This is a genomic window from Nocardiopsis tropica (genome assembly GCF_042660575.1).
Classification (GTDB): domain Bacteria; phylum Actinomycetota; class Actinomycetes; order Streptosporangiales; family Streptosporangiaceae; genus Nocardiopsis; species Nocardiopsis tropica.
Genome location: NZ_JBHSUF010000003.1, coordinates 372,011 through 388,414, shown reverse-complemented (window position 1 = coordinate 388,414; position 16,404 = coordinate 372,011). Strand labels below are relative to the sequence as shown.

General features: G+C 70.7%; 15 protein-coding genes. 2 read left to right on the top strand and 13 right to left on the bottom strand.

Annotated elements, in window-relative coordinates:
- Positions 1-112: 112 nt before the first annotated feature.
- The 8 genes from ACFQBR_RS07290 to ACFQBR_RS07255 form a co-directional block, all read right to left on the bottom strand.
- The gene (locus tag ACFQBR_RS07290) at positions 113-1,099 is read right to left on the bottom strand and encodes a hypothetical protein (RefSeq protein ID WP_344177817.1); all 987 of its coding nucleotides are present in this window, start codon (positions 1,097-1,099) and stop codon (positions 113-115) included.
- Positions 1,096-2,463: a radical SAM/SPASM domain-containing protein gene (locus ACFQBR_RS07285; protein WP_344177815.1), complete on the bottom strand. Its 1,368-nt coding sequence runs from the start codon at positions 2,461-2,463 to the stop codon at positions 1,096-1,098. Before ACFQBR_RS07285 ends, ACFQBR_RS07290 begins: the two co-directional genes overlap by 4 nt.
- Positions 2,464-2,992: 529 nt before the next feature.
- The gene (locus tag ACFQBR_RS07280) at positions 2,993-4,363 is read right to left on the bottom strand and encodes a class I adenylate-forming enzyme family protein (protein ID WP_378552514.1); all 1,371 of its coding nucleotides are present in this window, start codon (positions 4,361-4,363) and stop codon (positions 2,993-2,995) included.
- Complete coding sequence (locus ACFQBR_RS07275) at positions 4,360-5,322, bottom strand: ACP S-malonyltransferase (protein ID WP_344177811.1); 963 nt, start codon at positions 5,320-5,322, stop codon at positions 4,360-4,362. The genes ACFQBR_RS07280 and ACFQBR_RS07275 overlap by 4 nt, the downstream gene beginning before the upstream one ends.
- Positions 5,319-6,266 carry an ACP S-malonyltransferase gene (locus ACFQBR_RS07270; RefSeq protein ID WP_344177809.1) on the bottom strand — a complete coding sequence of 316 codons (948 nt, stop codon included), beginning with the start codon at positions 6,264-6,266 and terminating at the stop codon, positions 5,319-5,321. The genes ACFQBR_RS07275 and ACFQBR_RS07270 overlap by 4 nt, the downstream gene beginning before the upstream one ends.
- A complete protein-coding gene (locus ACFQBR_RS07265) occupies positions 6,263-7,042 on the bottom strand; it encodes an SDR family oxidoreductase (RefSeq protein ID WP_344177807.1) in 780 nt (259 codons plus the stop codon). Before ACFQBR_RS07265 ends, ACFQBR_RS07270 begins: the two co-directional genes overlap by 4 nt.
- Before the next feature lie 7 nt (positions 7,043-7,049).
- Positions 7,050-7,703, bottom strand: coding sequence for a GNAT family N-acetyltransferase (locus ACFQBR_RS07260; RefSeq protein WP_344177804.1), 654 nt, complete (start codon positions 7,701-7,703; stop codon positions 7,050-7,052).
- Complete coding sequence (locus ACFQBR_RS07255; RefSeq protein WP_330156283.1) at positions 7,700-7,969, bottom strand: acyl carrier protein; 270 nt, start codon at positions 7,967-7,969, stop codon at positions 7,700-7,702. The genes ACFQBR_RS07260 and ACFQBR_RS07255 overlap by 4 nt, the downstream gene beginning before the upstream one ends.
- A 108-nt stretch (positions 7,970-8,077) precedes the next feature.
- On the opposite strand from ACFQBR_RS07255, the gene ACFQBR_RS07250 reads away from it, so the two are divergent.
- Positions 8,078-8,335, top strand: coding sequence for an acyl carrier protein (locus ACFQBR_RS07250; protein WP_344177802.1), 258 nt, complete (start codon positions 8,078-8,080; stop codon positions 8,333-8,335).
- Here ACFQBR_RS07250 and ACFQBR_RS07245 read toward each other — a convergent pair.
- From ACFQBR_RS07245 to ACFQBR_RS07230, 4 genes are read right to left on the bottom strand one after another with little or no spacing between them, the layout of a single operon-like run.
- Positions 8,324-9,367 (bottom strand): 3-oxoacyl-ACP synthase III family protein, encoded by a 1,044-nt coding sequence (locus ACFQBR_RS07245; RefSeq protein WP_344177800.1) that lies wholly within the window; start codon positions 9,365-9,367, stop codon positions 8,324-8,326. The genes ACFQBR_RS07250 and ACFQBR_RS07245 overlap by 12 nt on opposite strands.
- Complete coding sequence (locus ACFQBR_RS07240) at positions 9,364-10,671, bottom strand: MFS transporter (RefSeq protein ID WP_267949348.1); 1,308 nt, start codon at positions 10,669-10,671, stop codon at positions 9,364-9,366. The genes ACFQBR_RS07245 and ACFQBR_RS07240 overlap by 4 nt, the downstream gene beginning before the upstream one ends.
- The gene (locus ACFQBR_RS07235) at positions 10,658-13,612 is read right to left on the bottom strand and encodes an ABC transporter permease (protein WP_344177797.1); all 2,955 of its coding nucleotides are present in this window, start codon (positions 13,610-13,612) and stop codon (positions 10,658-10,660) included. Before ACFQBR_RS07235 ends, ACFQBR_RS07240 begins: the two co-directional genes overlap by 14 nt.
- A 3-nt stretch (positions 13,613-13,615) precedes the next feature.
- Positions 13,616-14,326 carry an ABC transporter ATP-binding protein gene (locus ACFQBR_RS07230; RefSeq protein WP_378552506.1) on the bottom strand — a complete coding sequence of 237 codons (711 nt, stop codon included), beginning with the start codon at positions 14,324-14,326 and terminating at the stop codon, positions 13,616-13,618.
- A gap of 231 nt (positions 14,327-14,557) precedes the next feature.
- Between ACFQBR_RS07230 and ACFQBR_RS07225 the strand changes: the two genes are divergently transcribed.
- Entirely contained in the window at positions 14,558-15,157 is a 600-nt protein-coding gene (locus ACFQBR_RS07225; RefSeq protein ID WP_344177794.1) for a TetR/AcrR family transcriptional regulator, read from the top strand.
- A 667-nt stretch (positions 15,158-15,824) separates the two neighbouring features.
- On the opposite strand, the gene ACFQBR_RS07220 is transcribed toward ACFQBR_RS07225, so the two are convergent.
- On the bottom strand, positions 15,825-16,295 hold the full coding sequence (locus tag ACFQBR_RS07220; RefSeq protein ID WP_344177792.1) for a hypothetical protein: 471 nt from the start codon (positions 16,293-16,295) through the stop codon (positions 15,825-15,827).
- Between the last annotated feature and the right edge of the window lie 109 nt (positions 16,296-16,404).

The window sequence follows — 16,404 nt, the reverse complement described above, 5'->3', positions numbered from 1 at the left end:
GGCCCGGGCCCTGACGGGGCGTGACCGCTGTCGGCCGCGGGGGAGGGGGCCTCCCTCTCCGCGGCCGACGGCCTGGGCGTCCGGTTCCCGGGGGCCTCCGCGGAGCGGCGGGTCAGGAAACGGCGCCGACACGTGTCCCTCCCCCCTCTCCCCGGGGGCGCTCCTCCTTGGGCCGCCTGGTGGCGCGGTGCATCTGCGGCGGCGCAGACCAGAACGTCTCGATGGGGAGGGAGCCGTCACGCGACCGGACGTCGGCGCGGGCCGGCACGGGGAGGACCTCGAAGGCATCGCCCTCGACGCTCACCAGCCGGTTGTCGAAGGAGAACACGCCGGGCGCCCCCCGCGCGGCCAGTTCGCCCGGAACGGTGAAGGAGCGCCCGCTGTTGACGTTGGTGAGCATGGTGGGCCGCCCGGGGGTCGCGGCGATCAGCCATTCACCGCTGTGCGAGGAGCGGATCACCGCCGGGACCGTGCCGAGCCCCAGCGTGTAGAGCGTGCCGGGCCGGTCGGCCTCGGTCCGGTGGAAGTGCGCGGTGTCGGGTGACTGCTCGGGGACGGACCAGACCCCGCCGAGCACCTCGTCGTAGCACGCCAGCCGGTGGTTGCCCGTGAAGGACAGGGACGAGGTGTCGGTCCGCGCCGTGCGGGGGTCGAGCTTGTGGACGGTGCCGTCCGCGAGGACGCACAGGATCCGGCGGCGGCGGTGCTGCCAGGCCAGGACCAGGGGAGGGGCGCCGAGCCGCTGGGACGACACGGTCCCGGCCGCCGAGAGCAGCGCCAGTTCCGACTCCGAGGCGGCGGCGACGAGGGTGGCCTCGTGGCCGGAGGCTCCCCCGGGTTCGAGGAGCAGTGAGCCGGGTTCGGCCGAGCACACGCTCCGGGTCCCCGCGTCCGGACTCCACGACCGGACGTCCTCCCCGTCGTGGACCAGGAAGCGTCCCGTCCCGGACCCGGCGTGAACGGCGGTCCCCCGTCCCGCGTCGACGATCTCCCCGGAGCGGTCGGCCCCCAGCTCCATGGCGCGGACCAGGCCCCCCGCCGTGGTCCAGGCGCACCAGGTGCTGTCGTCGTCCACCGCGATGCCGGCCCGTCCGGTCATCGTGCCCCCCTGCTGGCGGCCACGGTCGTGATGGTGGGACCGATCCAGACCTTCTGGGGCGGGCAGGGCCGCTCACCCTCCTGGATGCGCACGAGGGGGCAGTGCGCGCCCTGGCAGGAGGGCCGGAAGAAGCACGAGCGGCAGCCGGAGTCCTTGGCGTCGTCGTTGTCCACCCACAGGCTCATCAGCTCCGGGTCCAGACCCAGGTCGCCGTCGGCGCCGAGCTGTCCCACCGCGTTGCGCGGGTCGCGCAGGGCCACGGTGCACTTGTTGACCAGGCCGTTGGGTCGGATCACGAAGGACCACGGCGAGGCGGCGTAGCAGACGGATCCGTTCGGCTTCAGGAACACGTCGTCGGCCGGGTCCAGGCCCGCGTCCAGGGCGCTCGTGCACAGGCCGAGCTTGGTCATCTCCGCCTGCTTGCCGGAGAAGGCCTCCGAGTCCTCGCCCTGGGGGCCGCCCCAGTCGCCGACCGGCCGGTAGATGACCCGGAACCGCTTGTCGTGCGCGTACAGCCGGCTCATCTCCTCGATGAGCTCGGGCACGTGGACGCTGTTCTCCTCGGTGAAGTTCGTGCGGATGAGGGCGCGGAAGACCTTGTCCGTGCGCGACATCTCCGTCAGGTTGGCGACGATCTCGTCGAAGGTCTTGCCGCCGCCCATGAGGAAGCGCGAGGAGTCGTGGGTGTGCGCCGGCCCGTCCAGGGTGATCTGGTAGCTGCTGATGCCGAGTTCGATGCAGCGGGCCGCCACCTCGGGGGTCAGGAGCAGGCCGTTGGTGGTGATGCCCGCGCTGTACTCGACCCCCTCCTCGGCGCAGAAGTCGAGGAAGAACGTGCTGAGCTCCTCGATCACGTCGAAGGCGACGAGCGGTTCGCCGCCGAACCAGGAGACGGTGAGCTTCTCGATGCCGTGTTCACGGCGGTAGCGCCTGACCAGGGCCTTGACGCCCTCGCGCACATGGGTCGCCATGCGGCCCAGCGCGAAGTCCTCGTAGCAGTAGGTGCAGCGGAAGTTGCACGCCTCCGTCGGCATGATGATCAGTTCCAGGCGGTCGGTCCGGTTCTTGCGCCGGTCCCGCAGGTCGTCGGCGGCGGCCAGCTCGTCGTGGGACGAGGAGACGAGGAAGCCCTTGGCCACCAGCGTGTCGAACAGGACCCTCTCCTCCGAGTCCGGATCCGGTGGGGAGAGCACGCTCTTGCGGTTGTGGAGCAGGGCGTGGACGCGCTCGCCGAGCGGGGACCCGACCTTGAAGACGCTTCCCCGCATGGAGTTGTAGAGGACGACCGCGCCGATGTCCTCGGCCTTGGTGACCACGTTGAATCGGGAGGGACGGAACGTGCCGTCGGGAGCCTTGTCGGGCATGGTCGATCCTCTGTTCGGAGAGTCGTACGAGCAGGGCCCCGCGGCGGGGTCTCGGGATCTTCCGGCCCCGCCACGGGGCCCGTGATGCTTCGGTCGCCGGCCGTTCGGGCCGGGCCAGAGACGCCTGCTAGCAGTTGAAGTCGATGAACGAGACCTCTTCGTCAGCGGCGGACTCGGTGATGATCTCCTCGAACTCCTGCATGGGAACCATTCCTCTCTGAGATTCAGCGAAATTGACTCGGGAAGTCCAATGTGGCCGGCGCTGTCTTTCCCGGGTGAAGCTTTTGCCTTTGCGGGGCGGGTTCGCGAACAGTGCTCATATTAGGACGCCATATTTTTTCCTGTCAACCCTCTCCGAAGTGTTTTCCGCTTTGGGGGCGGGCCCCTTTTCCGGGCAGGCCGAAGAAGCCGAATGGCCTCTCTCGGGTTCGGCTTTCTGGGCTCTCGGTATATCGCTTCTGTAATTCCTCCTGCTGTATCTCTCCTTTTTATTGTCCTACGTGTTCCCCGTGTTACTCTTCGCGGTTTTTCAGCGAGCCGTTCCCGGTGTTTCCCCCGCCGTGACCGACGAGCGCAGCGCGCGGCGGTCGGGCTTGTCGGTCCTCGTGCGGGGGAACTCGTCGAGCAGGTGGATCTCCCGCGGCCTCAGGTGCACGGGGAGGTGGTCGCGCAGCGCCGCGCGCACCTGGGCGAGCGCCGCCCCGCCGTGCCCCGGATCGGCCACCGCGAACGCGACGAGCCGGTCGCCCCTGGCCTTCCCGGTGGGCACCCCCACCACGGCGGCCTCCCTCACAGCCGGGCAGGCGGCCATGACGTCCTCGACGAACCGCGGGGGGAAGGTCTCCCCGTGCACGACCAGGGACTCCTTGATCCGGCCCTCGATGGTCAGGTGGCCGTCCCCGGCGAGGGAACCGCGGTCCCCCGTGCGCAGCCACCCGTCCCCGGTGAAGGCGTCGGAGTTCGCACCCGGATCGTCCAGGTACCCGTCCATCAGGCCCGGGCCGCGGAGGTGGACCTCCCCCGTGTCCGGGTCGATCCGGGCGGAGGAGCCCTTGACGAGGGGGCCCACGGTGCCCGGCCGCCAGTCGTCCGGGACCGACTGGGTGACCCACGCGACCGTCTCCGAGAGCCCGTACCCGTCGTGGATCGGGCCGCCGACCACGTCCACGTAGCCCTCGACCAGGGAGACCGGGAGCACGTCCCCGCCGCACCCCCGGAACCGCAGGCCGCCCAGGGCGGAGGCCAGGCCCCGGTCCTCGCGCGCCGCCGCGAGCAGGGCGGCGTACATCGAGCCGACGCCGTCGAGGGTGGTGAACGCGCCGCCTCGGAGCAGCCCGGCCACCCGGTCCATGCTCAGCCGCGACTCCACGTGCAGCGCGAACCCGTGCTCCAGCCAGTACTGGACCACCCCCCACCCGTAGGAGTTGAGCAGCGACATCGGCACCAGCATCCGGTCCCCGGACCCGACCCCGGCATGGGCGGCCACCGTGTGCCGGTGGTAGTCGATCGCACCGCGCGACAGCTCCACGGCCTTGGGCTCACCGCTGCTCCCGGAGGTGTAGAGCAGGGTGTGCGTGGTCTCGGCGAACCCGGGCCGGCCGTCGTCGGCGACGGCCGTGACGGCCGGCGGCCCGCCGCCCGCCCCGGGCGCGACGACGGCGGCCACGCGACGGGTGCACCCCATGCGGCGCCACCGCTCGCCCTGGCAGAGCACCGGCGCCCCCAGGGACTCGGCGGCCAGGGCCGTGAGCACCGCGGTGTAGGCGTCGTCGCGGCCCAGGACCACACCGTGCCCGGGGCCCGCACCGGCGGAGGACAGCGCCCGCGTCAGCGCCCCGGCGTCCTCTGCGAGTCGGGGCCCGGGCACCTCCTCCCCGTCTATGAAGAGCCTGCCCGTCATGTCCGACTCCTTTCCGGGGATGCCGCGGACCGGCCGCCCACCCGGGCCGGGCCCGCGCCGGCCGTCGTCAGACCCCGGGCGCGGCCGTCGGGCGCCAGGACCGTGACGTCGAAGTGGTCCCTGGTCAGCCGCTCGAACAGGTTGCCGGGACCGATCACGTGGACCCGCCGCACGCCCAGCTCCCGGAGCCGGCCCACCACGAGCGGGAAGTCGACCGGGGTGACGCAGTCCTGGACCAGCGTGTCGCGCAGGTCCTCGGCCCTGTCCACCAGGACGCCGTCGGAACCGCGGACGAAGGGGACCCCCGCGTCCCGGAAGCGGAACGCCGCGGTGCCCTCGGCCGTCCGGTCCCGGAGGCCGGCGTTGGACGGACTGTGCTCGGCCTGGGGGAAGGTGAGGACGGAGACCCCGCCCCCGGCCCTGACCTCGCGTTCGAGGAGGGGCAGGTGCTCCGCCGACACGTTGAGCAGGTGGATGGTGTCGCTGAAGTGGCCGGCGACCTCGGCCCATCCGCCCTCGGACTCGACCCGGGCCCGCAGCTCCTCGAGGCGGTCGCGCCCGACCCGGTACACGAAGTGGGACACCCTGCCGTGGTCGGCCGCGTTCCACACCTCCTCGGACGCGGCCACGGCCTCGCCCGCCCGCATCATGTCCGCGAAGGACAGCGCTCCCACGTAGTGCAGCGCGGGAAGGTGGCCGATGCTCGCGGCGGTGCAGAGGCGGGCGTCCCCCTCCTCCGACCTGACCCGGTCGGCGAGGGCGGCGCACGTGACCAGATAGGCCTGCCGGGCCTCGCGTGAGTAGGACTCCGAGGTCCGTGCGAACCGCGGGAGGATGCCCGCGCCCAGCACCTCCTCGGCCTCCTCCAGCCGGGCACGGGCGTAGGGGTCGGTCTCCAGGAAGTCGCCGGTCTTGGCGTGCAGCGGCGGGACCGTTCCGCCGAAGAGGACCGCGCTCATCGGTGCTCCGCCATTTCGCGGAGGAAGGACGGCGCCTGGTCGAAGCGGATCACGTCCGCCCCCTTCGCCCTGCCGATGAACGTGAAGGACTTGGCGATGAAGTGGCCGGGGCCGACGACGACGAACCGGGTGGTTCCCAGCTCGAGGAGGCGTTCGATGCCCTCGGCCCAGTACACGGTCCGCGTGTACTGGGTGATCAGGGCCTCGCGCACCTCCTGCGCCGTGGTCAGCGGGTGGGCGCCCATGTTGCAGATGAGGGGGACCCCCGGGGCGCGCACCAGGTCGGCCTGTTTCCACTCGGCGGCGAAGCGGCGCTCGGCGTCCGCCAGCATGGGGGAGTGGCCCGGCGGTCCGTGCGGGATGCGCACGCCGACCCCGCCCGTCTCCGCCGCCAGCTCGTTGACGGCGGTGAGGGCCCGGCCCTCGCCGGACACCACCATCTGGTCGTCGCCGGTGACGGCGCAGGGCGCCACCTCGAACCCCTGCCCGGTGAGCTCCCCGATCTTCGCGTGCACGGCCTGGAGGTCCACGCAGTAGCAGAACGTGCTCCCGTAGTCGCGTCCGGCGAAGACCTCCTCCTCGATGGCGGCCATGGTCCGCACGGTGCGGACGGCGTCGGCGAACTCCAGCGCCCCGGCGGCCGCGGCGGCGGTGATCTGCCCCAGGCTGAGCCCGGCCGTGTACGCGGCCCCCTCCCTGAGCCGCGCGGGCAGGGACTCGTACAGGGCGATGCCCAGGGCGACCGACATGGGCCGGATGAGCGGCCCCTGGTTGACCAGGTCCGCGTCGGCGGAGTGGAAGGCCCCGACCAGGTCGGCGCCGATCGCCTCGGAGGCGTCCTCCAGCCGTCGGCGGACCCGGGGGAGGGCCTCGTACAGGTCCCGGTAGTCCCCGGGGCGCATGGCCACCTGGGGGTTGAACAGGACGGCCGTCCTCTGTGTCATCTGGTCTTCGCCATCCCCCGGATCACCGACGTGAGCCCGCCGTCCACGACCATGGTCTGCCCGGTCATGTAGCTGGAGCCCTCGCGCGTCAGGAACACGACGGCCTCGGCGATCTCCTCCGGCTCGGCGGCACGCTGCAGGGGGATGCGCTCGTTGACGATGATCTCCAGCTGGTCCTGCGGGAACTCCTGGATCATGCCCGTGCCGCCGGAGAGGCCGGGGGCGACCGCGTTGACCCGGACGCCGTGCATGGCGAACTCGGCGGCCAGGGAGGCGGTCAGGCCCGACAAACCGGCCTTGCTCGCGCAGTAGGCGCTCAGCCCGCCCTTGCCGACGAGGCCGAGGATGGAGGAGACGTTGACGATGGCGCCGGACCGCTGGAGCATCATCGGCAGGGCACAGGCCTTGATGCAGTTGTAGGCGCCCACGAGGTTGGTCTGGATGACGTCGTTCCACCCCTCGGTGGACTCGGTCGAGACGATGGTGCTCGCGGTGCAGATGCCGGCGTTGTTGACCAGGATGTCGATGCTCTTGTGCTCCCGGACCAGGCCCTGCACGGCCTCGGTGACCTCCGCGTAGTCGCGGACGTCGATCTTCACCGCCTGGGCCGTGCCGCCGAAGGCGCGGATCTCCTCGGCGGTCTTCTCAGCGACCTCGGAGCGCGAGAGGTAGCCGACGGCGACGCCCGCGCCGAGTTCGGCCAGGCGCAGGCACACCGCGCGGCCGAGGCCGCTGCCGCCGCCCGTGACCAGGGCGAATTTCGAGTCGAGTTCCATGTGCTTCTCACGGCTCCTTCGTGTAGGACCTGGTGATGTCGTCGAACCGCCGGTTCTGCATGTAGTCCCGCAGCAGCGCGCGGGCCTCGGCCTTGTCCGCGGCCGGCACGGTGTCGCCGAAGAAGGCGTCGCCGGTCATGCCGCTCTCGTCCGCGCCGTAGTACTCGTCCCGCAGGTACGAGGTGACGATCGCGTCGTGGTACTGGCCGTCGAGGAACAGGTAGTCGCGGAGGACCCCTTCGATGACCATTCCGGATTTGACCAGCATCCGGATCACCCGGGCGTTGAAGGCGGCCGTGATGAACTCGATCCGGTGCGCGTTGTGCGCGTGGAACAGTTCGTGGACCAGCAGCCAGGACGCCTCTCCGCCGCACCCGGAGTCCCACAGCTCGCTGTCGCCGATGACGCCGCCGACGGTGTAGCTCCCCGGGTACTTGCGCTGGCGCCACTGCACCAGGCCGACCGGGACGTCCTCGTGGGTGCGGACCATGGCGAACTTCTCGGGCCCCGACTCGATGGCCGCGCGGATGCCGGACGTGCTGGTGAACCGCTGGGAGCTGCCGGTGCTGAGGGCGCCGACCAGGCCCTTGCGGAACCACTGCGCGACGAGGGGGTACTCGTCGTCCTCGATCGCGGACACGCTGACCAGGGCGCCCCTCACTCGGAGCCCCCCTCGCGCCCCGCGAGGAACGCCGCGATGGAGGCGGGGGTGCGGAAGGTCTCGGTCGCGATCTCGGAGACGTCCAGGTCGTAGCGCTTACGGAGGACGGCGAGGAAGCGCAGGACGTCCATCGAGTCGATGCCGTGGACGCACTGCGGGCCGAACAGCTCCTCGTCGCCGCCGATGGACTCCGGCGCGGCGTCGATCTCGAAGAGTTCGACGTAGACCTTCTTCACTTCGCTTTCGTAGGACTCGGTGGTGCGCATTTTCAAACCCCTGTCGTTCTGGAGATATGTGGCTCGGTGTGTATTCTTTGGCTGATTGCTGTTCATGGTCGGAAAAGCTTGGAGCGGGCAATGGAAAAGGAATCCGTCGTGACGGAGACAATGGTCCTGGAAATCATTCGGGAGGCCGTTGACGGTGAGGGGGGACATCCCGGGAGGGAGGAACTCCTCCAGGATCTGGGGGTGGACTCCATCGCCGGGTTCGAAATTCGCCTGCTGATCCGGGAACGGTGCGGTGCGCAGGTGTCCGAGGAGGAGTTCGACGGGCTGCGCAGTGTGGGGGACCTGCTGGGCCTGCTCCGGTGCGAGGGAGACGCGCGGCGGGGCGGGGCCGCGCTAGACGCCTGAGCCCTGCTGGCGCAGGCACATGCTTCCCCACAGGAAGCCGGCCCCGATCACGGCGAACACCGTGTGCTCGCCGGGTCGGGGGCGCCCGTCCCCCCTCAACCGGTCCAGCACGGTGAAGATCGTCGCGGCGCCCGTGTTCCCGTACTCCTCGATGGTGGTCACGGCCTTGTCCATCGGCTGCCCCAGCGCGTCCATCAGCCCGGTCACGAGGTTCTTGTTGGCCTGGTGGAACACGAAGTGGTCGATCTCGTCCGCGGTGCGGCCCGCCAGCTTCAGGGTCTCCTCCAGGTTCGGGGGGACCTGGGTCATGACCTGCCGCCACACCTCGGGCCCGTCCATCTGGAGGAACTGCCGGCCCGTGCCGACCACCTCCGGCCCGAACGGCTCGCGCGCGCCCCCGGCGGGGACCTCCACCGCGTGGGACAGCGTTCCCCCCAGGCTCCACGACAGCACCCCGCTGCCCTCCTCCACGGGCCCGAGGACGGCGGCCCCCGCGGCGTCCCCGAAGAACACCCGGGTGGTGCGGTCCGCCGGGTCCGTGATGCGGGACAGGGCCTCGGCCCCGATGACCAGGACGCGTCGGAAGTGGCCGTTCTGGAGCAGGTGCACGGCCGTCCACATGCCGTACAGCCCGCCGGAGCAGGCCGCCTGGTTCATGTCGAGCGACACAGCCCCGCGCGCGCCGATCCGGTCCGCCACCGTCAGCGCCGTGGAGGGGAGCAGCTGGTCGAAGGTGAACGTCGCGACGATGACGCAGTCGATCTCGTCGGCGCCCGTCCCGGAGTCCTCCAGGGCGCGCAGGGCCGCGGCCACGCACATGTCGGACGTGTTCTCGCCCTCGGGCAGGAAGCGGCGCTCCCGGATGCCCGTCCTGGACACGATCCACTCGTCGCTCGTGTCCAGGTGGCGGCCCAGGTCCTCGTTGGTGACGACCACCCCGGGCACGTAGGAGCCCACGCCCAGGATGCCGACGGGGACCTTGTTCAGCAGGGTGTTGCCGGAGGTGGTCGAGATGTTCTCATCTGGTCTCATGGCGCTTCCTTCGCGCTGGGGGGCGCTTCGTCGGAGGACTTCCCCGCCGGGCGGTCCGGCTGTCGGGGGAAGGAGGTCAGCTCACGGGTGGCGGGCAGCGCGGTGACGAGCGCGGCCACGCCGAGCAGGAGCAGGGCGAAACCCGAGAACAGCAGAGGGGTGCCGGTGTACTGCACACCGAACCCGGCCACCAGCGGACCGAGCGGTGCCACCACCCCGGAGATGAACGTGCACGCGCTGCCCACCCGGGCCTGGAGGCGGTCGGGTGTGGTCAGCAGCTGGTAGGTGCCGAGGATGATGGAGAGCAGGGGGGCCATGGCCACGGCCACGGCCAGGGGGAACACCACGCTCCAGTGGTCGACGAGCGGGATGGCCGCCACCACCGTCAGGGGGAGCACCCAGAGGGTGACCAGGACCAGGGTCCTGGGGGAGAAGCGCCGGAGGAGGGCGGAGGCCCCCAGCGCCCCGCAGATCCCCCCGAGGCCGACCGTGCCCAGCACGGCGCCGATTGCCGCGCTCCCGACCCCCGCGTCGGCGCCGACCATGACGACCGTCAGCATCACCCCGTTGATCACCAGGTTCGGGGCGGCGCCGGCGAGCAGCAGGACCTGGAGCGGGGGGCGCTCCCCGATCCAGGAGAACGCCTCCGTCCAGCGCCGGTGCCGCGGCCCCTCCACGGACGCCGCCGGCTCGCGGGGACCCTGCAACCTCTCCCGGACGAACACCAGCCCGATCGCCGCGACCGCGTGGCCCGCGGCAGCGGCGCCGAACGGCAGGACCCGCGAGACCGCCATCAGCCACCCGCCCGCGACCGGACCGAGGATCGACGCGATCTGGTTGCGCGCCTCGTTCTGGCCCACCGCGGCGGACAGCTGGGAGGAGGGCACGATGTGCCGCAGCGCCGCCCGTTCGGCGAAGCGGTAGCCCTCGTGCCCCACCACGTCGACCAGTGCCACCGCCACCACCGCCCACAGCAGCAGCGTGGAGTCGCCGACCACGACCAGCACCAGGACCAGGAACCCCATGGCCAGCGCCCGGGACCCCTGCGCGCCGATCATCAGGGCGCGCCGGTCGAACCGGTCGGCCGCGGCTCCGCCGGGAAGCCTGGCCGCGATGGCGGCGACCCCCAGGGCGAAGGTCACCGTGCCGACCAGGGCCGGGGTGCCCCCCGAGTCCAGCAGGATGAGGGGGTAGGCCACGGCCCCCATCCCGGGGCCGAACTGCGCGACGAACTGGCCGGTCCACAGGATGCGGAAGGACCGGTTGCGGCGCAGGGGGACCGGCCGGGTCTCAGGTCCGGTCACGGAGCGCCTCCGCGGGTGGGACGTCGCCCGCGCGCCGCGACGCGAGCACGGACACCAGCGTGGAGAACACGAGGGTGGCCCCGATGATCACGACGAGCACGGCCACGGGGACCGTGTAGGTCACCCCCGGCAGGTCGACCCGCAGCGAGTCCACGAGGCCCGGGGACACGGCGAAGCCCAGCCCCACGCCGAGCGCGATGCCGCTCACCGTGACCACCAGCGACTCGATGAGGAAGAGCCGGCGGATCCCGGAGCGCTGCATGCCGATGGCACGCAGCACCCCGATCTGGTTGCGGCGCTCGGTGATCGACCTGATGCTCACCACGCCCAGGGCCGAGCACCCGACGACGAGCCCGAAGCCCATGAAGGCCATCAAAAGCCACTGCACGACCCCGTTGGAGGAGGCACGGAACTCCACCTCCTCCTGGAGCGGCGTGACCGTGACCCCGTGGTCCAGCAGGGCGCGACGGGCGGCGAGCGCGACCTCCCCGACCTCCTCCCGGTCCTCGGCGGCGACGAACCAGTGCGTGGGGGAGGCGTCCTCACCGGTGATCCTGGCCAGCCCCTCGGTCGAGGTCACGACGTCCCCGAGGTACTCGGCGCTGCGGTCCACGACCCCGATGACGCGCAGCGTGGTGGTGCCGCCGTCGGGACCGGCCACCTCCAGGCGCAGGTCCCCCGGCAGCTCCTCGTCCAGGACGTCCACGCCCTCCAGCTCCAGGTCGCTCCCGCCGCCCACGAAGGCCGCCGAGTCGCTGGGGATCATGGTCCCGGAGACGACGGCGGTGTTCGGGGAGCGGCGCAGCTCGTCCCAGACCTCCTCGGAGGAGTCCAGGCCCGGGGCCCGGAGGAATACCGGGTAGCGGTTGCCGAGGAGGTAGTCCTCGTCGGCCCCCCAGACCCCGACCTCCTCGGCGCCCGCCTCGGCGTCGATCTGGCGGGCCCGCACGGAGACGTCGGCGTACCCGCCGATCCGGCCCACCTCCGAGGTGGCGATGTGCGGGCTCTCCTCGAACACGCTCCGCAGGTCCGGGGGCGTCCCGCCCGGGGAGACCCAGGACGCCTGGAGGTCGAACCCGCCCGTCACCGACCGGTGGTCGGCGTAGATCTGGTTGACGGCCGCGGTGACGAAGCCGCTGAGGGTGATCGTCAGGACCACGATGCTCAGCATCGCGATCGTCATCCCCGAACGGAGCCGGTTCCGGACGGAGTAGGCCACCGCGATGGGGATGACCGAGGTCATCCTCGGCAGCGGTGCCAGGAGGCGCCGCAGGGCCCGCTGCACGAGGTCGTCGTTGGACACGAACAGCCAGACGCCCGCGCCCACCAGGGCGATGCCGGAGAGGAAGAAGATCGTGATGCCGGACCCGGTCTCGCCGAACAGCTCCCCCGGCAGCGACCACAGGACGATGACCGCCACCGCCCCCGCGGAGTGGGCGAGGCGCTGCGGGACCCGCACGCGCGGAAGCCCGGCGCCCAGCGCCCCGCACACCAGGGTGAGCCCGGTGAGCGTCTCGGCCGCGGTCCCGTTCCGCACGCCCAGGGCCGCGGTCGCGATTCCGGCGAGCAGGGCCAGGACCGGCAGGACCACGGCCCGGCGCCGGGACCGGGGCGGAGCCTCGGCCCCGCGCAGCGCCGCGACGATGTCCACCTTCGAGGCCCGCAGGGCCACGAGCGCGAAGACCACCGCGATGACGCCCACGCCGATGAGGTAGGCGGTGGCCATGGCCACGGGGTCGAACCCGAACTCCAGACGCGGCGGAGGCAGGGCCGGGTCCGCGACCCGGTCGCTGAGCACACGCGACGCGCCCGCTCCGACCCCCCAGCCCAGGAGGGTTCCGGCCGCGGACGCCAGGACCGCGTACCCCAGCCCCTCCAGGGCCAGGACGAAGGCGAGCCGCCCGCGTTTCATGCCCATGGCCCGCAGGACGCCGAACTCCGCGTGGCGCTCGCCGGCCAGCATCATCACGACGAGGACGATCAGGAGCACGCCCGCCACCATGGACAGCTGGCTGAACAGCAGGAACAGGGTCGACAGTTCGGTCGTGAGGCGGTCCGCGCTCTCGTGCGCGGAGGCGCGCAGGGGCTCGGCCTCCCAGTCGTTGGCGCGGGCGAGGGAGGACAGTTCGCCGTGGACGGGGTCCTCCCGCTCCTCCCAGGTGACCTCGCGGTCGTAGGCCAGGGTGACGGCGTTGACCCGGCCGGGCAGGTCGGCGATCTCCTGGAGCTCGCGCAGGGACACGACCGCGGAGGCGGGAGGCGCCAGCGGGGCGCCGGTCTCGTACACGCCGACGACGCGCATGGTGCGGCCGGCGACGGTGAGGACATCCCCTCGTTCCGCGCGCAGGTCGCGGGAGGCGGCCCCGCTGATCAGGATGTCGTCCTCGCGGAGGCCGTCGCGTGCCAGCGGTTCGCCCGACGAGTCCACGAGCCGGACCGCGTCGTCGTTGTTCGCGGCCCCGACCACGGTGAGCCCCGGTTCGCCGCGCTCGGTGCGCCCGTGCTCCACGGGGACGGGGAGGCTGAGCAGCGAGGAGACCGTGGTGCCGGGTTCGTCCAGGGCGTCCTCGATGGAGCGGACGTCGTCGGAGTCCAGGGCGGGCGGCCCGGTGTCGGCAGCCTCCCCCGCCTCCTCCGGCTGCTCCGGCTCCTCCCGGTCGTCCGCCTCCACCGGGGTCACGACCGCGTCGACCCCGCCCAGGTCCGCGGTCTGCTGGGCCCGCATCGCCTGGTGGAGTGCGGCCTCCAGGGTGAAGGAGGCGGAGAACAGCAGGGCGGCGAGGGAGAGGCCCAACGCCACGAGAAGGGTCTGGGCCGGTCGGCGGAAGGCGTTGCGCATGGCGATGCGCACGCTCAGCCGGCCTCGCGGGGTGAGCGCCACCAGGGCGATCAGCAGCAGCGGAGAGGCCACCGCGACCACGAGGGTGATTGCGTCGCTCATCCGTCACACCCCCGGCGAGGCGTCGGAGGGGCCGGAGGCCGGGCGCGCGGAGTTGTCCTCGACGCGGTCCACCCGTCCGTCGGCCATGTGGACCTCGCGGTCCCCGTAGGCGGCCACGTCGGGGTCGTGCGTGACCATGATCAGCGTGAGGCCGTCGGCGTGGAGCTCGCGCAGCAGGCGCAGCACCTCCGAGGTCGAGGCGGAGTCCAGGGCGCCGGTCGGCTCGTCCGCCCACACGATGGCCGGATCGTGCACGATCCCGCGGGCGATCGCCACCCGCTGCTGCTGGCCGCCGCTCAACTGGGAGGGGAGGTGGCGGGAGCGGTCGGCCAGACCCACCCGCTCCAGGGCGGCGAGCGCCCTGGAACGCGCGTTGCCGGGACGGGCGCCGCCGAGGAGGAGCGGCATCTCCACGTTCTCCAGCGCCGAGAGCACCGGGATCAGGTTGTACCCCTGGAAGACGAACCCCATCCGGCGCGCGCGCCGGACGGTCCGCTTGCGCTCGGAGAGGGCGTGGATGTCCTCGCCCTCGACGAGCACCGTGCCGCCGTCGATACCGTCCAAACCGGAGGCGCAGTTCAGCAACGTCGACTTTCCGCACCCGGAGGGACCCATGATCGACACCCATTCGCCTTCGGCGACCGTCAGCGAGACGTTTCTGAGCGCGGAGGAGGAGGCCTGCCCCTCTCCGTACGTTTTCGTTATGTCCTTCACATGAATGACTGGGGTGGTCACAGATCGCCTCGCGGTCGTCGCGTTCGGTATGAGCATTGCCGTGGAATGAATTACTTTGTCGCGTGTATCAGCGGCGCTCTCGCAGGTGACAGGCTTCGTGGCAGTCGGACTTTGCTCTCCGTGACTTCGTGGATTCGATTCCGTGAGCCTGATGCCAATGTGTTCTCGCGGGTGTATTGATAATCCGCTCCGCTGTGCCATGATGGGCGGATGCCAAAAGTTGTGGACAAAGAGGAAAGACGCCGCCGGATCGTCGATGCGCTGTACAGGATCGCCGCCGAGAAGGGTTTGGAGGGGGTCAGTATTCGCGCTGTCGCAGCGGAGGCGCAGTTATCGGCGGGTGCGGTCCAGAGAGAGTTCGGCACCAAGGAGGAGCTGCTCCACTTCGCTTTCCAGGTGATCGCGGACGAGATCACTGCATGCTTCGGGGTCTTCCAGGACGGGGTCGGGCGTCCTGCTTTTCCGGAGGTCCTGCGACAGGTGCTCGTGGATCTGCTGCCCACCGACGAGCGGCGGCTGGCCCAGGTGCGGGCCTGGAACGTCCTCTACGCGCGCGCCGTGGTCGATCCCGCGTTCGGGGAGGTGCTCTCGGTGCTGGACGACAGGCTCCGCGCCGGCTTCCTGCGGGCCCTGGAGCACGCGCGCGTCGAGGGCGAGCTGTCCTCCGTGAAGGACCCGGAGGCCGTCGCCGAGCTGCTCCTGGTGACCGTCGACGGACTGTGGGCGGGGTGCGCGAGGCTGTCCGAGGGCGACCGCCCGGACCGCCAGCTGGCCGCGGTCGAGGCCGCGGTGACCTGGCTGGCCGGGTGACGCCGCCGACCGTCCTCGGCGTGCGCGACCCCCGGGCGTCCTGAGGCGGGTCGGAGGTGGCTGGCGCCGAAGCGCGCCGGGGGGATGGCCTCCATCAGGGCAACTCCTCACTCTCTCCACGGGACCTGCGGCCGTGTGGACGGGCACAGGAGACGCCGTGGTCTACCGCCTGTTCGCGAGCATGGCAGCACCCTTCCAGCGGCGCCTTGCGCGTTCCTTGCGCGAACCTTGAACGGGGTTCGGGGGTGTGTATGCGGCCCGGGTGCCGGCGCACCTCCCCGGGAACGTGTGCGGCGGGCCGCCCCGAACAGCCGGGCTCGATGGGTGGGCACGGCCCTTTGGCGCAGCGTCATTCCGTGAGACGCCGTCCGTGTTCAGAGGAGGGCAGCGGCAGTTGAGATCACCGCCCTGGGTGATACCAAGGTGCGGATCGACGTAGAAGCCGTCGACCTGGGACACGTGAGGCGACAGTGAGGTCTTCCCAGGAGGCAGTAGCGGTTGGACGATATCCCAGAGCCCGTCGGGCAACACGTAACTCACCGGGTGTGGTCATGTCAGACGCGGGTGCACGCCGCGGGGCTTTTGAGTTGAGCTCTAACGTAAAAATTAAATTTCCAAAATAAGGCCGAGCTCGGATTTCCTAGACCCGACCCTTTTTGGTGTGCTGTCATGCTTCTCTTTTCTGCCAGTCTACTCCAGAAATTTTTTCAAAAGGGGATAGGTCGGCGAAGTTCGGAGTGGCCACGTCGACTTCCCAAAAGTCCTTGTGGTGAGTTGGGCTGATCTGTGCGAGTGTGTCACCTCCCATGAAGATTCGGCATCCCGGTGCTGGCCAATTCCAGGCGCCGAACGCAACTTCTTCCAGGGGAGAGAGGATTTCTTTCACTGCCTCGCCGGGAGCGTTGAGGGTCCACATTTTTGCGGATGCTCCGTAAATAAATTCTTTCACGGTATTGTGTACAAGGAATTCTGGAAGCTGTTCAGTGCTCCTCTCCCAAGGTTCGTAGAGTTCAGCGTCGAAAACGCTGTCTGGTTCGTTTGGGTCAATGCACCAGCGCCAGTCGCCTGTTGCATCCACCATGAAAATGGCCTTGCCCCCGGTGGTGCGGATCTGTTCAGGTGAAATCATCGACGTCATGTGGTTGATTCGGGTGTCCCATCGCCTGGCTAGTGCATGCCAATCCTTAAGCGACTCGGGGAGCCAAATGCAGGAATCAGGGAGAGGTGTTGCGCTTCTAACGGGGGCA

What these genes read in the sequence shown, in the direction of transcription:
- ACFQBR_RS07290 (WP_344177817.1), bottom strand. Translation starts at nt 1,099, where the DNA reads ATGACCGGACGGGCCGGCATCGCGGTGGACGACGACAGCACCTGGTGC.
- ACFQBR_RS07285 (WP_344177815.1), bottom strand. Translation starts at nt 2,463, where the DNA reads ATGCCCGACAAGGCTCCCGACGGCACGTTCCGTCCCTCCCGATTCAAC.
- ACFQBR_RS07280 (WP_378552514.1), bottom strand. Translation starts at nt 4,363, where the DNA reads ATGACGGGCAGGCTCTTCATAGACGGGGAGGAGGTGCCCGGGCCCCGA.
- ACFQBR_RS07275 (WP_344177811.1), bottom strand. Translation starts at nt 5,322, where the DNA reads ATGAGCGCGGTCCTCTTCGGCGGAACGGTCCCGCCGCTGCACGCCAAG.
- ACFQBR_RS07270 (WP_344177809.1), bottom strand. Translation starts at nt 6,266, where the DNA reads ATGACACAGAGGACGGCCGTCCTGTTCAACCCCCAGGTGGCCATGCGC.
- ACFQBR_RS07265 (WP_344177807.1), bottom strand. Translation starts at nt 7,042, where the DNA reads ATGGAACTCGACTCGAAATTCGCCCTGGTCACGGGCGGCGGCAGCGGC.
- ACFQBR_RS07255 (WP_330156283.1), bottom strand. Translation starts at nt 7,969, where the DNA reads ATGCGCACCACCGAGTCCTACGAAAGCGAAGTGAAGAAGGTCTACGTC.
- ACFQBR_RS07245 (WP_344177800.1), bottom strand. Translation starts at nt 9,367, where the DNA reads ATGAGACCAGATGAGAACATCTCGACCACCTCCGGCAACACCCTGCTG.
- ACFQBR_RS07235 (WP_344177797.1), bottom strand. Translation starts at nt 13,612, where the DNA reads ATGAGCGACGCAATCACCCTCGTGGTCGCGGTGGCCTCTCCGCTGCTG.
- ACFQBR_RS07225 (WP_344177794.1), top strand. Translation starts at nt 14,558, where the DNA reads ATGCCAAAAGTTGTGGACAAAGAGGAAAGACGCCGCCGGATCGTCGAT.
- ACFQBR_RS07220 (WP_344177792.1), bottom strand. Translation starts at nt 16,295, where the DNA reads ATGACGTCGATGATTTCACCTGAACAGATCCGCACCACCGGGGGCAAG.